This window comes from Mesobacterium pallidum (assembly GCF_019966535.1).
Lineage (GTDB): Bacteria > Pseudomonadota > Alphaproteobacteria > Rhodobacterales > Rhodobacteraceae > Mesobacterium > Mesobacterium pallidum.
On sequence record NZ_JAIMID010000009.1, the window covers coordinates 1 to 18,371 of the forward strand.

Sequence of the window (18,371 nt, forward strand, 5' to 3'; positions counted from 1 at the left end):
TAGTTGCCTTTGCCCATCGTGGCCTCCTTGCCTCAAAAATTAGGGAAGAAGGCGTCCACGAACCATGGGGCTATTCACGAAGGAGGTGGGAACGATCAAAAGGACCTTGCGCGTCGCGGACGGGCTATCCCTTATCTTCAGCCATGCCCTTCCGGTCATCTCGCGCATCACCGAGGCTGCGGCGGATCGCCCCTGGATCGCGGCGGTCTTCCCGATCGACCTGGAGAGGGAGGAGGCGCTTCTGCGCGACCTCCGGCACTGCGCACGCGATGAGGCGCGCGGCCTGCCGGCCCCAATCACGGCGCGCGAAATCCATGCCCGGCTCCTCCTGGGTTTGCGTGCCAAGCCATTGCGCAAGCTTCTCTGGCACGAGACGACGGTCAGCCGCATCTTCCAGGCCACGTGCGAAATCCAGTCGGACCTAGCCCGCCCACTCGTGGTTGGCGATCTTGCGGATCGGGACTGCATGAGCAGTTCCGCCTTCCTCGACCACTTCAAGGCGGTGACGGGACCTTCGCCGCTGCAAAACCAGAAGGATCTGCGCCAGCGCTCGGCAGGCGACCCGCCGCTGGGCGAACAGCGGGGCGGAAAATGCGCATCTGCCATTTCGACGACAGGAGCGGGCGATGCTCCGCTTTCGGCGCATGCGAAGTTTGCAAATATTCGCCTCCGTCCACGCCTCTGTTTGCAACCACTTCAACCAGGAGCGCGGCCTCTCCAGCCGGGATATCTTCAAGGCCAACCGCGCCCCGGCTCTCACCGGGTGGCGAGGCCCCTGCGCGGCATAGGCGGCAGCAATTCCCCCTTGTGAGCCGGGTTCGAATTCGTCTGAGACTACCCCCGATAGCCTTTGAGCGACAGGCCAGATAAGCGAGCTGATCGCCCTCCACCAAACCTGGGCAAGTCCAGATCTTGCGGTGTCGAAATCAAAGCGGCTTTCGCCGCCGACAAGATCAGTCGATTTGTCCAGCCGCGCATGTCAGCGTTCTTCTTCACGTTCCATATGCCAGCGGGATACCATTGATGGGCTTGGGTAAAGAGGTCGCAGGGTTGAATGCCGCAATCTTTGGCGGGTGCATGATCGCCTTCCTCGGCTTCGGGTTTGCCGCGACGTTTGGCGTGTTTCTCGGGCCGATGTCAGCGGACCTGGGGTGGGGCCGCGAGACATTCTCGCTGTCGGTGGCCGTGCAGGCGCTTGTCTGGGGGTTTTCACAGCCCATCGCCGGCGCCATCGCCGACAGGTATGGAACCGCCCGCGTGCTGGCCTTCGGGGCGGTATGTGCGGGGATCGGCTTTGCGCTCCGCGGTGTCACGACCGATCCGGTGGCCTTCATCTTGACGGGGATCCTGGTGGGAGCCGGCACAGGTGCGGCGTCATTTCCGATCGTGATCGGGGCCTTGGGCAAGATCGTCGGCCCGCAACGCAGGAGCTTCATGCTGGGCCTCGGCACCGCTTCGGCCTCGCTGGGGATGTTCGTGGCGGCACCGACGGCGACAGCGATGATCAGTTCGATCGGATGGCAGACCGCGCTGATCGCCATCGGGGTCAGTTTCGCACTGATCCTGCCGTTTCTCGTCTTCATCGCACGGGTCGCACATCCGACGGCGTCGGGATCCGGCGCCGGCGATTTCGGAAAGGCGATAGCGGCCGCGTTTTCCGACCGCAGCTACCTGTGCCTGTTCTTTGGCTTTTTCGTGTGCGGATTTCACGTCGCCTTCATCCAGACACACCTGCCGGCCTACGTCGTGGATTTGGGGCTTGCCGCTTCGATCGGCGCCTGGTCGCTGGCCCTGATCGGCCTGTTCAACATCTTCGGGTCCTTTCTTTCGGGCTGGTCTGGCCAGAACTTTTCCAAGAAAGGCGTTCTGAGCGGTATCTACGTCGCGCGGGCGGTGGTCATCGCGGGCTTCGTCCTTGCACCGGCCTCCGAGGCCAGCGTGTTGATCTTCTCGGCCATCATGGGCCTGTTGTGGCTGTCAACGGTGCCCCTGACCATGGGATTGGTTGCCCAGACCCAGGGCCTGAAGTTCCTGTCGACCCTGGCCGGACTGGTGTTCCTGAGCCACCAGACGGGGAGTTTCATCGGCGCATGGCTGGGTGGGCGCATCTATGACTTGGCTCAGGACTACACGCCCATGTGGTGGGCCGCAGTGGTTCTTGGCCTCCTGGCCGCGCTCATTCACCTGCCGATCCGCGAGCAGCCGGGGCCGCTTGCGCGTGCAGAAATGGGGCTGGATGCCTGACCCGGGCGTCATATCCGCGGTATCGCGCCATGGCATGTACGGGTCGCTTGAGACCGGCGCCCAATCAAGACGCCCCCGGTCTTGGACGCGTTCACAGTCGTCTGGCACCACACAAGGCATGTTTCCGGCGAGGGCCGCCCAAAGCGGGTGCCGCCACAGCCGGCGCGGAATCGGGGAGCCAATAGCTGTGTTCGCTGGCGGAGTGGGACGCTCGAGACGACTGAGTTGAACGCTGCCGCCGGACCATGGTCGTTTGGCAGGCGGGGCGCCTTTTCCAACGGGGGCGGCACTCCGCCGTCGGGCAGGGCTGGTGGCCTGCGCCAATCGAGCCCAGCTCTGGATGTCGGTTCAGGACCGGTCCCCGCCTGCCAGGCCGGCAGGTCGCCCTCGCGTGAAGGGCGACCGCCAAGTTCACACGATCGAGAAAAGCCGCCGCGCGTTGTCTTCGAAGAATGCCTTCTTGGCCTCGGGCGTGATGTCCATCGCGTCCAGCACGCCGACTTCGCCCTTTTCGAACTGCCAGGGGTAGTCCATGGCATACATCATGCGATCGGTCCCGATCACGTCCATCAGGTACTTGATCGGAGGTTCCCAGCCGACACCGGAAGAGGTGTAGTAGAAGTTGTCGCACAGGTAATCCCACGCCCTGCGCTTGAGCTTGGGCACGTTCGGGTGCCGGCCGGTGGTCGAAATCCGCGTGTGCATGAAATCGATGCGATACAGCCAGTAGGGCAGGGCCTCTCCGCAATGGCCGAGGATGATCTGCAGGTTCGGGAAACGGTCGAAGATGCCCGACACCATGAGGCGCAGCGCGTGCAGCCCGGTGTCGCAGGCAAAGCCGTAGATCGCCGCATCCAGCGCGCGGCTGAGGAATGGCTGGATCATCTGCGCCGAGGGCATGTTGGGGTGCAGGTAGATCGGCACGCCGAGCGCCTCGGCCGCTTCGAAGACCGGCCAGTACTTTTTGTCGTCCAGGTAGGTGCCCAGCGTGTGGCCGTTCAGGATACCGCCCTTGAAGCCCAGCTTGGTGACGCCGCGCTCGAGTTCCCTGGCGGCACGGTCGGGGTCGAGCGGAGAGAACGCGGCGAGGCCGACGAACCGGTCGGGATATTTCGCGATGCCCTCGGCCAGTTCGTCGTTGGCGGCTTCGGCCAGTGCGCTGGCGGTGTCGGTGTCAAAGATCTGCACCCCGGGCGAGCCCAGCGAGATGACGGCCATGTCAATGCCGCTGTCATCCATGTCGCGGATGCGTTCTTCGCCAAGGTCCTGGATCCTCCGGCGCTGCGCCTCGGCCATGGGGTGATCGCCGCAAAAGAAGCCCCAAAGCTGGGTAAAGCCGGGGTCGTTGATCTGGGGCTCCGCGATTTCCTTGCGGTAGCGCTTCATGATCTCGGGTGACAGCCAGGCCTCTTCGGTGGCGATCCGCTTGTATGGCGGGTTCGGGTTGCGCGGTGGCATCGGAGGGTAACGGTCGGTCATTGGGCTGGCTCCTTTTTGATGGGATGAGAGTGCAGGCCGATCCGGGTGAGGGCCCAAGCGACGGGAAGCGAGATCACCGCGATGGCGATGGCGGGCAGGCTGTCGGGTGCGACGACGGCGGTGCTGGCACCGATCACCAGCGCCGCCAGGAGCGCCACGAGACGCATGGCCCCGCCGCCGAAAGACCGCTTGCTGGCCAGCACGTCGGCCAGCAGGGTGCCCGCCACCGCCACGGTGAGGCACGAGATGCCGATCTGCAGCCAGGTGCCGTCCATCAGCAGCGCCGGGTTCAACGCGAAGACGAAGGGCAGTAGGTAGGCCACGATGGCCAGGCGCACTCCGCTGATGCCGGTCTGCCACATGTCGCTGCCGGCGATGCTGGCCGCCGCGTAGGACGCCACCGCGACGGGCGGTGTCAGCATGGACAGCAGGCCGAAGTACAGGATGAACAGGTGGGCCGACATGTCACCGATCCCCTGGCGCACCAGCGCCGGCGCCAGCAGGACCGAGACGATCACGTAGACACCGGTCGTCGGCATCCCGACGCCGAGGATGATGGCGATGAGCGCCGTGGCCAGCAGCAGCGGGAACACGCCGCCGACGGCCGCGATCTTGCCCAGTGCAAGGGTCAGCGCAAAGCCCAGCCCGGAGATGTTGATGGTGCCGATGACGATGCCGGCGACGGCGCAAACCAGCAGGATCGGCAACAGCGTCTGCCCGCTGTTGCGCAGGATTTCGGGGATCACCGCAAGGGCCCGGCGCGGCGTGGTCACGACGAACAGCGCATAGGCCGCGAAGGCGGAATAGAGGGCCGCCTTGCCGGGCGAATAGCCAAGGTAGAACAGGAACCAGATGAGCACCGCGATCGGTGCGATCAGCGGCCAGGCCCCCAGCAGTGCGGTCCCGATCTTTGGCAAGCTCTCTTTCGGTTCGCCGTCAAGCCCGTTGGCTAAGGCGAACCGGTCGATCATCCGGTACAGCAGGAAGTAGTAGAAAAAGGCCGGAATGGCCGCGGCCAGCACGACATCGGTATAGGGCACCTGCAGGAACTCAGCGATGACGAAGGCCGTGGCGCCCATGACCGGTGGCGCGATTTGCCCGCCGTTCGAGGCGACAGCCTCGATTGCGGCGGCATAGCGCGGCGGGAAGCCGGATTTCTTCATCATCGGGATGGTGACGACACCGGTCGACATGACATTGGCCACGGTCGACCCCGACAGCGTGCCGAAGAGCGACGAGGCCAGCACCGCGACCTTGGCCGGACCGCCCCTGCGGTGGCCCATGGTCGCCAGCGCCAGGTCGGTCATCGCGCGGCTGCCGCCCACCACGTTCAGCGTCGCGCCGAAGATGATGAAGCCGAGGATCTGCGTGGCGCCCACGTTGAGCACCAGACCCGGAATGCCGTTGGTGTCGTTGTAGATGTAGAGCAGGTAGCGCACGGGCGTGAGGTAGGAGGCCTCGAAGATCCCGGGGGCCATCCAACCGAAGAACCCGTAGGCCAGGAACAGCACGGCAAGACCCGCAAGGACGGTGCCGCATTGCCGCCGCGTCGCCTCGAGCGCGCCGAGAATGGCGAGGATCGCGGGAACCCATTTTTCCGGTCCGCGGTTGATCGGGTCGATCAGCCAGGCCTCGTAGTTCCAGGCCAGCCAGCACCACGACAGCATCGTCGCCAGCCCGACCAGCCAGTCCAGCGCCTCGAGCTTGCCGGGCAGGGGCTTGGTTATGACCCCGGCCAGGCAGGCGAGGCCGCAAATGACGGCAAGGTATTGCTCGGTGATGATGACCAAGCCCAACCAGCCCGGCGCGTCAAGAAACCAGAGGACACCGAGGATCGGCACGATGGCCGAGATGATGGCACGCAGCATGTGGAAACGTCTCACAAAAGACGGCATCGACCGGGGCGGCGCGGACAGGTGCCGCGCCGTCTCGAATGCCTGGGGCGTGCGTTACGGCGCGACTTTCATGTCGTTGGAGGCGTTCGCCTCCGTCCACATTCCCTTTTCCTCGTAGAAGGCCACCGCCGCCGGGTGATAGGGCACCGTGTTCGACGTGGCCGAGAACATCTCGGTGCTGCCGGACCGGATCGGCGGGTAATCCTCGCGCAACTTTTCGAAGCTGTCGTAAAGCGCGGTCAGGATCGCCGTCGCCTCCTCATCCGGCAGGTCGGCCGAGGTTGTTAGGTAGACGTCATAGCCGATCACGTTGACGGGCTCCGTCACCTCGGGCAGGCGCGCCGAGGGTTCGACCGTCACGATATAGGTCCCGGGGTAGATGCTGTTGACGTAGTCCGAGGTCGCGTTCGGCCCGGTGATAGACACGTAGCGGATGCCGCCCGGAATGGTCGCATGCGCCTTTTGGGTCAGCGGGATGCCGACCGCGATCCCGGTCGCGTCGAGCGTGCCTTCGGTCAGGCCGTCCATCCCCGGCCCAAGGCCCGAAACGGTCACGCCCTCGACATCTTCGACTTCGACGCCGCCGGCCCTGAGGTAGGTCTGGTCGACAAGGCTCACGGCCTTGAGCGCGGAAAAGTCGGTGACCACGCGCTTGCCCACGAGGTCCTTGACCTCGACCAGGTTGTCATTGGCGCGCGACGCGAGCGCCACGCGAAGCCCCCAGAGCCGAGCCAGAACCCGCAGGTTGTCATACCCGTCGCCACCGTATTCGCCACGCGCGACCGCGCCGGTGTCGAGGCTGGAGTTGATTCCCACGGTCACTTCGCCCGTTGCGACAAGCGGCAGGTAGACGGTCGAGCCCGCGTAGGGCTGGACGGTGACCTGTCGGCCCATCGCCTCCTGCAGCGCGGCCGCCATACCGCCGCCGACGGTGTAGTACAGCGATCCCTGCGGGTTCGTACCGATGGTCACGCGGCCCTGCGCGGATGCGGTCGGGGCCTGCAATGCAAATGCCATCAGCGCCAGCGCGGCGCCTCCTAGAATACTCTTCATGATGTCCTCCCAGACTGGCCGCGTCACCGGCTCTCGTCCCCGAATGTTAACCAATGCTGAGAGAAAAGATAGTTACCGTGTTCACATATGCCGGCATCAGGCGCCTTCGGTCCAGCCGCAGCATTGCGCCAGGAGGTCGCGGATCGCCGTCTCTTGCGCGGGCGCAGAGACCGAGGCAACGAACCCGTCGGGCCGGACCAGGACCTGCGGCGCCTGCCAAACGTCGAACCATTCCAGTTGTGTCTCGGGCGCGACCAGCGGGATCCCCATGTCCTGCGCGACCCGCGACCAGGCGCGCGCGGCCGCGCGGTCAGGCGTGAGCAGGGTGAAGCCATCGTTGAAGGTCGCCGTCAGGCCCCGAACATCGGCCGAAGGCGGGGGAAGGTGGTGCCCCGGGCGGGCCGCGACCTCGTGATGGCCCATGGCGCTGGGGGTGCCGGTACTGCCCGGCACGATGGGCGAACCGGCGTAATTCGGCTCGAACTTGTCGACGTCCCAGGTGTCGCTCTGGCTGTCCCTCCAGGCCGCGTCGAAGGCCGGGCCGTCCTTGTCGGGCCCATGCGCCCGCAGGAAGGCGCGGTCCTTTTCGATGTAGCGTTCGATGAAGTCGCGCGCGGTCGAGGCAAAGACCGGCTGCCGCTCGGCCGTGTAGCTGTCCAGCAGCGCCGCGCCGCCCCAACCCTGAAGGCAGGCCGAAAGTTTCCAGCCCAGGTTGCGCACGTCTTCGAAGCCGGTGTTGATCCCGTATCCCCCGTAGGGAGGGTGGGAATGCGCGGCGTCCCCGGCGATGAAGACCCGCCCGGCCCGGTAGGAATCCGCCATCGCGATACGCAGGTCCCAGAACCCGACATGTGTCAGGGTCAGCTCGAAGGGCTTGCCGACGGCGCGGTGCAGCAGCCCGGCAAAGTCGAAATTGTCGATGGTCGTTCCCACCGGCACAGGCGCATGGAAGAACCAGCTTTTCCCGTGATCCACGCGACCGAAGAACAGCCAGTAGCCATCGAGGTCGGGATGCAGCACCTTGTAGATCGCCTTGTCAGGATAGCGTTGCAGCAGTTGGTGCAGCTCTTCCGACTCGAAGACGAGAAGCGCCATCAGCTTGTCGTGGCTTTTCTGCGTCTCGGTCAGCCCCACCGCGTTGCGAACCATCGAGTGGCTGCCATCGGCGCCGACGACATATGCAGCCGCGAGCCCGCGCCTTTCTTCCGTCTCGCGATTGCGGATCTCCAGCCGTGCGCCGGACGCATCCTGCTGCACGCTTTCGCCGTTCCAGCCATAAAGCAGCGTGATCGCCTCGATCTCGGCCGCCCGGGCGCGCAGCACGGCCTCGGTCTTGTACTGTGGCAGGCGGGCGTTGGCGGTGTGGTAATACTGGCCCACCGTCGCGCGGTTGAACCAGTCGAGGTGGTAGTCCGACAGAAGAGTTCCATACAGGGTCATCCCGCCGATCCCCGCGCCCTTGGGAAGCACATGCGCCGCGCGCAGCGCGTCTTCGCAGTGCCAGGCGATGAAATGCTCGCAGGTACGCTGGGTCAGGTTCTGACCCTTGGGAATCTGTTGCGGCTGGGGGTGCCGGTCGACGACGCAGGTCCGAATGCCGCGTTGACCCAGGTCGATGGCAAGAGCCATACCGACGGGGCCGCCTCCGTTTATCACGACGTCGAATGTCTGGGTCACGAGGGGGTCCGCCTGGTTGCCGCGTTCCGGGAACCATAAGGTGGACGGGGTCAGGATCAATGATCATTCGTGACATACTGTCTGACGTCAGCGCCCGCCGGACAGATTCAGGGGTTTGAGGAACGGAGGATTTCTGGTTCGTCGAAGCCATTATGGAGCGAAGATGGACCAGAAATCCGGAACATCGAAGGACCTCGCGGACAAGCTGGTCAGGGGCATCAAGCGGAAGACCCGTAAACACGACTCTGCCGGGGAGAAGACCAGGATCGCCCTCGCGGGCCTGCGTGGCGAGGACAGCATTTCCGCCCCGTGTCGCCGCAAGGGGATTGCCCGGAGCCTGCAGTGTTCCAGGTCCAAAGGGTTTCTCGAGGCGGGGACGGCCCCGCTGTCGGGCGACACCGCAGGTCAGGCGACGACGCCCGAGGTCACGGAATTGCGGTCGGCATCGGCCGCCTTGAAGGAGGTGGTCGCCGAACCGACGCTCGAGAACCGGGTGTTCAAAAAGCATGATCGGGGGCGGGCCATGTCCCGCATTGGTCCGAGGACAATGTCGCGCGCGTTCGAAGACAGAGATACCCGGCCTCCGAGACGCTCGAGATCATCCGCACGGTCGAGGCGTCACATCAGTCCGTGGTCAGAGTTTTCCGGAGAGCATGGGTCGTCTTGTAACGGAGGCTCTGGTTCGGTTTCTGTTTGAGTTTAGGCAGTCGCGGCTGGGTGCTGCAACCGTCGTTGTCGGATTGTCAGCTTCCTGGTCTCTTCTCTCATCGTCAGGATCTTCGCGCCGCGACCGTGGTGGACGTCGGCCGGGGCCAGGTTTGCCAGGCTCTCATGAGGGCGGTGGTGGAGTGGTCGACGAAGGCGCCGATCTTGCGTTCCAGGTCGCCGGGCAGGACGTCGCTTTCCAGCAGAACACGGTTCTTCATGGTCTGGTGCCAGCGCTCGATCTTGCCCGGGGTCTGCGGGTGATGTGGCGCGCCACGCACATGATCCATGTTCTTGCCTTCCAGGTACTCGGCGAGATCGGAAGCGACGCAAGACGAGCCGTTATCGCTAAGCAGCCAGGTTGACGCAGTCGGTGCCAGGGCCTTCGCCGAATGCGCCCATCTTCAACGGGTGGCCGCTGAGAACCTGGGCACCGAAAAGACCGAACTCAACCAAGAATTTTTGCGCCACATTCGCCTTGCTGCCACTGCTGGACGTCCAGTTCTTGCCGTCGGCCGCGTCTCCGGTCTGCTCAATGCAGACATCATCCCCGTATGCGGCCATCTTGAGCTCCTTCATCATCTTGATCCCCTCGAGGAGCGTGATGCCCCGGGGCTTTGTGAGAAGGACTTCCTGCGTTTCGGGAGAGAGGTCCCTCAGGTCGATGTTCTTCAGGAGCGGTGGGCGCAGCTTGATCCGGACCGCGGTGTCGTCATCCTTGGCCGCGGTATCCGGGGACGCGTCCCTGGCCGCGGGCTGGGGTGTCGCCGGCACTGTGTCCGCATTCGCGGCCGGGGTTACGGCCGTGTCGACCGGCGCCTGAAGAGGAGCAGCCGCCTGCGTTGCCGGCTGTGGCGTGGAAGCTGCCGTCATGAGCGGCACGGCGATGGAGGTCGCGACCGATGCGGCTGCTGCCGGGATGGCTAGGTCGGGGCGGACGATCGGGAGGCAGCCACGGGCAGGGCGGCAGCGGGGGAGGCTGATCGGCTCGCCATGACCGACCGGAAGATCGGGGTCATTTACTCGTAGGTCCCGACCTCGCGCTTCTCCCGTTCGCGGGACACGTCGAGCATGAGCCGCAAAGCCTCGAACCCGAGCGCGCGCCAGTCCGAGCTGGTCTCGTCGAGGGTCACGCCGAACTGCTTCGCCATCTCGTGCAAGGGGTCCGTGACCGGGGACCGATCACCGAGGGCCAGGGCCCAGCGCAGCATGTCCTGGGTCGCGGGCTCGGTCCGCGCCGCGAAATTCGCCGGCGCCTCCGAACACGGCTCGGTGAAGGCGCTCAGAGCCTCGTGCGCCGCGATCTGGCAACGCGCCGGCTCGATCAGCAATGTCACGTGCTCGGCGCTCAGGTGGTCCACCGGTCTCTCCGTCGTCAGCGCGACGGCCAGGTCCGTGAGTGCCGTGCGGGCCCGGACGCGGCATGTCGCTTCGGAGAGGACGTCGGTCCGCAGGGAAAGACAGATGGCCGAACTTTGATCAGGGTTCGATATCTCGACCCAGGCCTTCGGCAGACGGCGCCGGAGGATGTAGCCCGAGGGGCGTTTTTCAAGTTGAGCGGTGTGTGCGACTCCGGCCATGCGGGCAGCCTCCGAAACGGGTTCCAGGGCATCCGGGAGTCGCGGTGGTGCACCGGTTCGGGCACGCGTTTGTGCACCTATCTGTGCACATGCACGCGTGGCTCCTACTCCGGTCGGGGCTCAACCAATGAAATCAACCACTCAGGGGATTTTGGCTCCGGCGGTAGGGATCGAACCTACGACCAATTGATTAACAGTCAACTGCTCTACCGCTGAGCTACGCCGGAACACGAGGGGCGTATAGCAATGGCCCCCGGGGGCGTCCAGAGGCAAATTTCACTTCTCGGACAAAAATATCGCGGCGGCCGGGATCACCCCGAAAGCGCGTAGCGGGCGCTGGCCGAGAGGGGGCCTTCGGGCGCCAGTAGCCCGCGTCCGGTGAGGTCGACGAGGTGGGCCAGGACGTTGCGCGTGGCGGCCGGAAGCAGGGCCGGGGGCGTGTCGGTGTAGATGCGCCGGGCGAGGGCTTCGGCTGTGGCCGGCCCGTCCGCGAGGGCCGAGAGGATGGCGGATTCGCGACCCCGGCGATGGGCCAGCAGCGCCGCGATCCGGGCGGCGGGATCCGTCACCGGGGCGCCGTGGCCGGGGTGGAAGACCCGCCAGTCGCGCGCGGCCAAGCGCGCGCAGGACGCCATGAAATCCGTGAGGTCTCCGTCCGGGGGCGAGACCAGCGAGGTGGCCCAGCCCATCACAAGGTCCCCGGTGAAACAGGTGTCGCCCCAGCCCAACGCGACGTGGTTGCAGAAATGCCCGGGCGTGTGCAGGACCTCGAGGCTCCAGCCGTCTCCGTCGATCGTCGCCCCATCCGGCAGCGCATGGTCGGGCACGAAGGTGGGATCGACCCCTTCACCGCCACCAGCTAGGCCCGTGGCGGCGAGCGCCTCCATCACCGCGCTGCGGCCGGCGGTGGCGGGGCCGAAGGCGTAGACCGGCGCGCCGGTCTCGTGCGACAGGGCGCGCGACAGGGGGGAATGGTCGAGATGGGCATGGGTCACGACGATATGGCTGACGTGCTGGCCGGGCTCGAGCGCACCCAGGATCGCCGACAGGTGCGCCGGGTCGTCGGGGCCGGGGTCGATGACGCAGATGCCGCGCGTGCCCAAGAGGTAGGTGTTGGTGCCGCGAAAGGTCATGGGCGAAGGATTCGGCGCCAGCAGGCGGCGCAGGCCCGGGGCCAGCGGTTCCGCCACGCCCGGGGCGGGCTGGAAGGTCGGGTCGGGGTCCTGCATGGCGGCTCCTGTCGTCTGTCGCTCCAGAACAGGCCACAGCGCCGCGCCGCCCGCAACCCCCGTTCCCTGTTCCCAAGGCGCGGGGATTGCGTCATAGCTGGGCCCATGTCCTTTGCCTGGCTCAAAAGTTACATGCCCCGCAGCCTCTACGGCCGGGCCGCGCTGATCCTGGTGCTGCCGGTGGTGACGCTGCAGCTTGTCGTGTCGGTGGTCTTCATCCAACGGCATTTCGAGGGCGTGACCGAACAGATGACGCGCTCGGTCTCGTCCGAGCTGGCGCTGCTTCTGGACGTGGCGGCCGAGGCCGGCAGCGCGACCGAGGCGGTGGCCGAGATCTCTCCGCTGGCCTCGGCGCTGGGGTACCAGGCGCGGTTCGCGGCCGGGTCCGAGATCCCGGCGGCCGATTACCGGCGCTGGTACGATTTCTCGGGGATCGTGGTGCGCCGCGTGCTGGACGAACGGGTGCCCGAGGTGGTCCGGCTGATGCTGCCCGACGACCGCAACGTGACGCTCTTCGCCGAGACGCCGCACGGGCCGCTGCGGATCGAGTTTCGGCGCACGCGGGTCTCGGCCTCGAACCCGCACCAACTGCTTGTGAACATGCTGGTCTTCGGCGTGCTGATGACGGTGATCGCCTTTCTCTACCTGCGCAACCAGCTGCGCCCCGTGACCCGGCTCGGCCGCGTGGCCGAGGCCTTCGGGCGCGGCCAGCATCTGCCCTACAACCCCTCGGGCGCGGTCGAGGTGCGGGCGGCGGGCAATGCCTTTCTGAACATGCGGTCGCGTATCGAGCGGCAGATCGAGCAGCGCACCATGATGCTGTCGGGGGTCAGCCACGACCTGCGCACGCCGCTGACGCGGATGCGGCTCGAACTGTCGATGCTGGACGAGGCCGAGACCGAGGGCCTCAAGCGCGACGTGGACGAGATGGAGCGCCTGCTGGAAGAGTTCCTGAGCTTTGCCAAGGGCGCCAGCGAGGGCGAGACCGAGCTGGTCGATCCGCAGGAGTTGGTGCAGGAGCTTGTCGCCGACATGGTGCGCAGCGGGGCGGCGGTGACGCTGCTGCCGCCCGAGGGCGCGGGCCGGCTGCGCCTGCGCCCGGTGGCGATCCGGCGCGCGGTCGGGAACCTGCTGACCAACTCCGTGCGCTACGGCGAGCGAGCCGAAGTCTCGGTCCGGATCACCGACAAGAGCCTGCGCATCCGCGTCGATGACGATGGCCCAGGCATCCCCGAGGACCGGCGGGACGAGGCCAAGAAGCCCTTTGCCCGGCTCGATCCGGCGCGCAACCAGAACAGGGGCAGCGGCGTGGGGCTGGGGCTGGCCATCGCGACCGACATCGCCCGGTCGCATGGCGGGGTGCTGCGGCTGGGGCAGTCGGACACGCTGGGCGGGCTTCGGGCCGAGATCGTGATCGGGCGCTAACGGTCGGTCACGCCCCAGCGGGCCTCGTGCGCCTCGATGGCGGCGATGCGCTCGGTCGTCTTGGGGTGGCTCAGCAGCCACGCCGGCACCGCGCCGCCGCGCGCATTGGTTAGCGCCTCGAGCTTGCCGAAAAGGCTTTTCTGCGGGCCGGTGCCGATCCCCGCCTTGACCAGCAGGGCCGAGGCATATTCGTCCGCCTCGTATTCATCCGCCCGGCTGAGCCGCGCGGCCAGCAGCCGGGTCAGCCCGTTGGCGATATAGACGCCGATGCCGGGCAGGAACCGCGAGAGTATCATGGCCAGCGCCGTGCGCAGCGCGTTCTGGCCGGAAAAGTCGATCATCCGTCGCCGCGAATGCCCCAGCGCCACGTGGCCCATTTCATGCGCGACGACGCTGGCGATCTCCTCGGCCGAGACGTCGCCCGCCCGGTAGCGCTGGTAGAAGCCACGGGTCAGGAAGATCCGGCCATCGGGGTCGGCCAGGCCATTCACCGGCTCGATCTCGTAGATCATGACCTTGATGCGCGGCAGGTCCAGCGCGCGTGCCAGGCGGGTGAAGACCTCACGCAGGCCGGGATCGACCAGTTCGGTCGATTTCGCGTCCAGCTCGGCCCGGGTCCGCCAGACGGAAAAGCGATACATGACGTAGCCGTAGAGAACGGCCAGCAGGATGGGGGTGATGCGCAGCGCCAGCATGGGGGGAATATGGGGGCGCAGGCGCCCCGCGACAAGCGCTCAGCGCATGCGCGCGGCCTCCTTGCGGCGCTCGGACTGGCGATGGGCACGCAGCAGGAACCAGCCCGAGACCACGGTGAGGGCGAGCGCGGCCAGAAGGCCGCTGAGGTTGCCCGCGACCTCGGCCACCTCGTCGATATTGCTGGCAAAGAAGGTGCCAAGCCCGACATAGACCGAGACCCAGATCGCCTCTCCGGCGATGCTCCAGGCGGTGAACTGCACCCGGTCGGTGCGGGCCGCGCCGGCCACGAGGTTCACGTAGGGCCCCAGCGGGCTGACCAGCCAGCGCGAGAAGAAGACGCCGAGCCCGCCGCGCTCCTGCATCATCTTGCGGGCGCGCTGGATCAGCGGGCCCCGTTTCGGGTGCGCCGCCGCGCGGTCCAGCAGTCCGGACCCCCCGCGCCCCAGCATGTAGCCCGCCTGGTCGCCCAGCACGGCCCCGGTAAAGGCGGATCCGACCGCCGCCGCCAGTGGCAGATCGCCCGAGGCCACGAAGGCGCCCGAGGTGAGCATCATCAGCGACGAGGGGACGGGCAGGGCGAGGCAGCTGAAAAAGGTCACCGCCCCCAGCAGCAGAACGCCATAGGCGGCAAGGGCGCTCAGCAGCCACTCGGTGATCATTCGGCCGCGCCCTGCGATGCGATCAGCGCCTCGAGTTCGGCCATCACCACGGCGACCGGAACCCCGCGCGCCCGGGCGATCGCCTCGAGCGTGGGGCGCCCCGCAAGGTCGTCGGGCACCTGCAGCGCGGGCTTCACCACCTCGGGCGGGATGTGCCAGGCATGGCTGATGTAGCGCGGTGTCATCCAGGTCGCCGGTTCCTGCATGTGGAACTCGGGGTCTTTCCAATGCGCCGCGAAATACGCCATGCGGGCCGAGAAGAAGACCGTCGCCACAAGCGCCAGCGCAAAGGCCGTCAAGAGAACCGGGTGGCGCCGTGCCAGTTTTCGCGCAGTGTCGAGCATGAGGCCCAGCATGGCCGCAGGGGCCTGCGGGCGCAAGGCGGGACGCGCGGGCTGCTGCGCTTCGTCGCCTGGCTGACCGGCGTTCAGCGCGGCGCCTAGCGCCCCAGCTCCTTCATCCCGCGTTCCAGCCCCTCCAGCGTCATCGGCACCATGCGATCCTCGAAGATCTCGCGGATCATCGCGATCGACTGGGTGTGTTGCCAGTAGCGTTCCTGCACCGGGTTGATCCACATGTGGTCGGGCCATTGTTCGCGTGCGCGCTGCAGCCAGACCTGGCCGGCCTCGGGGTTCCAATGCTCGTTGGCGCCGCCCGGGTAGGCGATCTCGTAGGGCGACATCGAGGCGTCGCCGACGAAGATGCACTTGTAGTCCGATCCATAGGTGTGCAGCACGTCCCAGGTCGGGGTCTGCTTGTCCCAGCGGCGGCGATTGTCCTTCCAGACGCCCTCGTAAAGGCAATTGTGGAAGTAATAGTGCTCGAGGTGCTTGAACTCGGACTTGGCGGCGCTGAACAGCTCCTCGACGACCTTGATGTGGTCATCCATCGACCCGCCGATGTCGAGGAACAGCAGCACCTTGACCGCGTTGCGCCGCTCGGGCCGGGTCTTGACGTCAAGGTAGCCGTGTTCGGCCGTGGCGCGGATCGTGCCGTTGAGGTCGAGTTCCTCATGCGCGCCGGTGCGGGCCCATTGCCGCAGCCGCTTGAGCGCGACCTTGATGTTGCGCGTGCCCAGCTCGACCGTGTCGTCGAGGTTGCGGAACTCGCGCTTGTCCCAGACCTTGACCGCGCGGCGGTGGCGGCTTTCGTTCTGCCCGATGCGCACGCCCTCGGGGTTGTAGCCATAGGCGCCGAACGGGGACGTTCCGGCCGTGCCCACCCACTTGGACCCACCCTGGTGCCGGCCCTTCTGTTCCTCAAGCCGTTTCTTGAGCGTTTCCATGAGCTTGTCGAAGCCTCCCAGGGCTTCGATCTCGGCCTTTTCCTCGTCGGTCAGGTGCTTTTCGGCCATCTTCTGCAGCCAGTCGGCGGGAAGGTCCACGGCTTGCAGAACCGCGTCCAGCGGGATCGCTTCCAGCCCCTGGAAGCTGGCCCCGAAGGCACGGTCGAACTTGTCGAGGTTACGCTCGTCCTTCACCATCGCGACGCGCGCGAGGTAGTAGAAGCCCTCGACGTCATAGGTCACGAGGTTGGCCCGCATCGCCTCGAGGAACGTCAGGTATTCGCGCAGCGTGACGGGCACGCCGGCCTTCCGCAGATTCTCGAAGAAGGGCAGGAACATGGGTCAGACCAGCTGTCGGTTGATGAAGAGCGTGATGAAGAGGCCGAGGATGGCGAACATCATCGCGTAGACAAAGCCGTATTGCAGGATGTCGGCCAGCGATCCCTTGCGGCGTTTGGCGATGCCGCCGCCCAGAAGCGCCCCGATGATGGCACCTGCGATGACGAACATGGGCGATCCTTTCTTCCTGCCACGCGGGGCCGGAAGCGGGAATGCCCGCGCTCAGCCCTTGAGGGGATTGAGGCTTTCGATTTCGCGCATCTTCGCACGCACGGCCCAATCCGCACCGAATCCGTACCGTGCCCATCCCAGACTGTCCAGCCGCACACTGTCGCTCAGGTCCGGCTCGCCGGTCAGCGCCAGCGCCTCGGCCCGCAGCATCATCAGCGTGGCCAGCAGGGCGGCGTTCTCGTACCGGGCTGCGGCACCGATGTTCCGGTCGACGATCTGGCGCGCGGCCGCGCCGTCGCCCCGGCCGATGGCATGGGCAGCCAGTTGGGCGGCGACATAGGCGCGGTGCAGTTCGGTGTCCGGGGCGCTGGCGTAGAACCGGTCGGCGGCCTGGAAGTCCCGCAGCGCGCTGCCCGGATCGACGGCCTGCGTGAGACGCCCCATGGCATAATGCGAAAACGCCCGGCGGTGATCGGTCCAGCCCATGGACGATGCGATCTGCAACGCGCGTTCGGCGGCGCGACGCCGTTCGGCCGGGCCTGCGCCGGGGCCAAGCGCGGTCTGGATGGCGTCGATCCAGACCCGCGGCGTGGGCCCGAGCGCGCGCATTTCGCGGTGCTCACCGGCCGGGTTGAGGCGGGCGAGGAGGCGGGGCAGGCGGGCCGCCACCTCGGCCCGGGTCATGCCGTTGCGCAGCTCGGGCGCGTAGTAGGCCCGCAGGATCAGCATGTCGAAACCGGTCAGCACGGTGTGCACGTTGTCGTCGTTGAAGACGCTGTCGGGCAGGCGATAGAGGTCGTTGAGCGGCCCGAGCGCCTGGGCCAGTTCCTCGTGCAGGCAGTCGCGCATTTCCTGCGGGCTGGTGTCGTTCGGCAGGAAGATCGCCAGCCGCTTGCGTTCACGCAGCAGCGTCCAGTTGACGACCGAGGTCCGCCGCGCCAGCCGGTATTGCGCCAGGTTCGACACGTTGGGCGCCACGAAACAGGCGGCCTGCGGCAGCTGGCGGCGGATGTCGGCGCGGGTCACGGCCTGGATGGTGATCGCGGCGTCGTCCCGGTCGGTCAGCGCGATGTCCAGCCCCGCCTCGGTCCGAAGCCGGTACAGCAGGCGGTTGAGGTCCGAGGCCAGCGTGCGCGGCGCATGGCCCAGCACGCGCAGGGTGATCGGCCCCTCGAAGCGGGTCAGAACGGGCAGGTCGCGCCCGCTTTCGAGCTTGAACGCAAGGTCGAGGAAATCGCGCGCGATGTCGCCATTGGCGCGGCTGGGCGGCGCGGGATGCGGCGCAGCAAAGGTCTTGACCGGCGGCAGCCCGGGCTCGACCAGGGCGGCGCGGCTGGGCTGGTCGGCCTGGGGGGCCGGCATGCAGGCGCCAAGGGCCAGCAGCAGGGGCAGGAGGATCGGACGCATCTTGCCTCCGTTACCGCTGGTACTTGATGAAGGGGGTGAGCGTGCCGATGCGGTCGTAAAGCTTGCGCGCCTCGGTGTTGAAATCCTGCGTCATCCAGTAGACGGTCGGCGCGCCGGCGGCATCGGCGGCGGCATAGACCGCCTCGATCAGCTTGCGCCCCACGCCCATGCCCCGCACCTCGGGGTCGGCATAGAGATCCTGGAGGTAGCAGACATTCTCGATCTTCCAGCCGTGGCGGTGAAAGAGGTAATGGACAAGCCCCACGGGCTTGCCGTCCAACACCGCAAGAAAGCCGCAGTAATCCTGCGGATCGTCGCCCAGCAGCCGTGCGAAAGAGCTGTCGTAGACCTCGGCCGGAACCGTGCTTTCGTAGAAGGTCAGGTAATCGGTCCAAAGCCGCGCCCAGTCCGCGCGGTCCTCGGCGCGCAATTCGCGGATGACCAGGGTGTTCTGTCCCATGTGCCGTTCGGTCCCTTTTGGATCCCTGCCTGGATGCCAGAAGAATACAGCACGGCTAGGAAGGGAA

Annotated in this window: 16 protein-coding genes, 1 tRNA gene and 2 pseudogenes; 3 read left to right on the forward strand and 16 right to left on the reverse strand. The window is 66.6% G+C overall.

All coding sequences use genetic code 11. From position 1 onward, the window contains the following. Positions 1–551: 551 nt before the first annotated feature. Together MF270_RS13905 and MF270_RS13910 are read left to right on the forward strand one after the other, a co-directional pair. Positions 552–788: pseudogene (locus MF270_RS13905) on the forward strand (IS6 family transposase); the annotation flags it as partial. A 289-nt stretch (positions 789–1,077) separates the two neighbouring features. Next, positions 1,078–2,244 (forward strand): MFS transporter, encoded by a 1,167-nt coding sequence (locus MF270_RS13910; RefSeq protein WP_238366507.1) that lies wholly within the window; start codon positions 1,078–1,080, stop codon positions 2,242–2,244. Positions 2,245–2,655: 411 nt separating this feature from the next. Here MF270_RS13910 and MF270_RS13915 read toward each other — a convergent pair whose 3' ends face one another. From MF270_RS13915 to MF270_RS13955, 9 genes and pseudogenes are all read right to left on the reverse strand, one after another. After that, positions 2,656–3,723, reverse strand: coding sequence for an amidohydrolase family protein (locus MF270_RS13915; protein WP_238366508.1), 1,068 nt, complete (start codon positions 3,721–3,723; stop codon positions 2,656–2,658). After that, the gene (locus MF270_RS13920; RefSeq protein WP_238366509.1) at positions 3,720–5,591 is read right to left on the reverse strand and encodes a TRAP transporter permease; all 1,872 of its coding nucleotides are present in this window, start codon (positions 5,589–5,591) and stop codon (positions 3,720–3,722) included. The genes MF270_RS13915 and MF270_RS13920 overlap by 4 nt, the downstream gene beginning before the upstream one ends. An 81-nt stretch (positions 5,592–5,672) precedes the next feature. Further along, positions 5,673–6,671: a TAXI family TRAP transporter solute-binding subunit gene (locus tag MF270_RS13925; protein ID WP_238366510.1), complete on the reverse strand. Its 999-nt coding sequence runs from the start codon at positions 6,669–6,671 to the stop codon at positions 5,673–5,675. Between the two features lie 96 nt (positions 6,672–6,767). Continuing rightward, positions 6,768–8,348, reverse strand: a complete 1,581-nt coding sequence (locus MF270_RS13930) for an FAD-dependent monooxygenase (RefSeq protein WP_238366511.1) — start codon at positions 8,346–8,348, stop codon at positions 6,768–6,770. A gap of 699 nt (positions 8,349–9,047) precedes the next feature. Further along, positions 9,048–9,409 (reverse strand): annotated as a pseudogene (locus MF270_RS13935) (integrase core domain-containing protein); the annotation flags it as partial. Next, positions 9,402–9,926: a hypothetical protein gene (locus MF270_RS13940; protein ID WP_238366512.1), complete on the reverse strand. Its 525-nt coding sequence runs from the start codon at positions 9,924–9,926 to the stop codon at positions 9,402–9,404. The pseudogene MF270_RS13935 and the gene MF270_RS13940, both read right to left, overlap by 8 nt. 146 nt (positions 9,927–10,072) lie before the next feature. Continuing rightward, positions 10,073–10,633 carry a hypothetical protein gene (locus tag MF270_RS13945; RefSeq protein WP_238366513.1) on the reverse strand — a complete coding sequence of 187 codons (561 nt, stop codon included), beginning with the start codon at positions 10,631–10,633 and terminating at the stop codon, positions 10,073–10,075. A 152-nt stretch (positions 10,634–10,785) separates the two neighbouring features. Further along, a tRNA-Asn gene (locus MF270_RS13950) sits at positions 10,786–10,860 on the reverse strand. A gap of 84 nt (positions 10,861–10,944) precedes the next feature. Next, entirely contained in the window at positions 10,945–11,862 is a 918-nt protein-coding gene (locus MF270_RS13955; RefSeq protein ID WP_238366514.1) for an MBL fold metallo-hydrolase, read from the reverse strand. A gap of 105 nt (positions 11,863–11,967) precedes the next feature. Between MF270_RS13955 and MF270_RS13960 the strand changes: the two genes are divergently transcribed. Then, positions 11,968–13,287: an ATP-binding protein gene (locus MF270_RS13960; protein ID WP_238366515.1), complete on the forward strand. Its 1,320-nt coding sequence runs from the start codon at positions 11,968–11,970 to the stop codon at positions 13,285–13,287. Here MF270_RS13960 and MF270_RS13965 read toward each other — a convergent pair. The 7 genes from MF270_RS13965 to MF270_RS13995 all read right to left on the reverse strand — a co-directional run bounded on the left by MF270_RS13965 (position 13,284) and on the right by MF270_RS13995 (position 18,304). Beyond that, positions 13,284–13,982 (reverse strand): M48 family metallopeptidase, encoded by a 699-nt coding sequence (locus tag MF270_RS13965; RefSeq protein ID WP_238366516.1) that lies wholly within the window; start codon positions 13,980–13,982, stop codon positions 13,284–13,286. The two genes, MF270_RS13960 and MF270_RS13965, sit on opposite strands and share 4 nt — an antisense overlap. Before the next feature lie 39 nt (positions 13,983–14,021). After that, a complete protein-coding gene (locus MF270_RS13970) occupies positions 14,022–14,642 on the reverse strand; it encodes a DedA family protein (RefSeq protein WP_238366517.1) in 621 nt (206 codons plus the stop codon). After that, positions 14,639–14,986, reverse strand: coding sequence for a hypothetical protein (locus tag MF270_RS13975; RefSeq protein WP_238366518.1), 348 nt, complete (start codon positions 14,984–14,986; stop codon positions 14,639–14,641). The genes MF270_RS13970 and MF270_RS13975 overlap by 4 nt, the downstream gene beginning before the upstream one ends. Positions 14,987–15,081: 95 nt before the next feature. Next, the gene (locus MF270_RS13980) at positions 15,082–16,266 is read right to left on the reverse strand and encodes a vWA domain-containing protein (protein WP_238366519.1); all 1,185 of its coding nucleotides are present in this window, start codon (positions 16,264–16,266) and stop codon (positions 15,082–15,084) included. Between the two features lie 3 nt (positions 16,267–16,269). Next, positions 16,270–16,437, reverse strand: a complete 168-nt coding sequence (locus MF270_RS13985) for a hypothetical protein (RefSeq protein ID WP_238366520.1) — start codon at positions 16,435–16,437, stop codon at positions 16,270–16,272. Positions 16,438–16,488: 51 nt separating this feature from the next. After that, positions 16,489–17,844, reverse strand: coding sequence for a DUF2927 domain-containing protein (locus tag MF270_RS13990; RefSeq protein WP_238366521.1), 1,356 nt, complete (start codon positions 17,842–17,844; stop codon positions 16,489–16,491). Positions 17,845–17,854: 10 nt separating this feature from the next. Continuing rightward, positions 17,855–18,304, reverse strand: coding sequence for a GNAT family N-acetyltransferase (locus MF270_RS13995; protein WP_238366522.1), 450 nt, complete (start codon positions 18,302–18,304; stop codon positions 17,855–17,857). Positions 18,305–18,371: the final 67 nt, after the last annotated feature.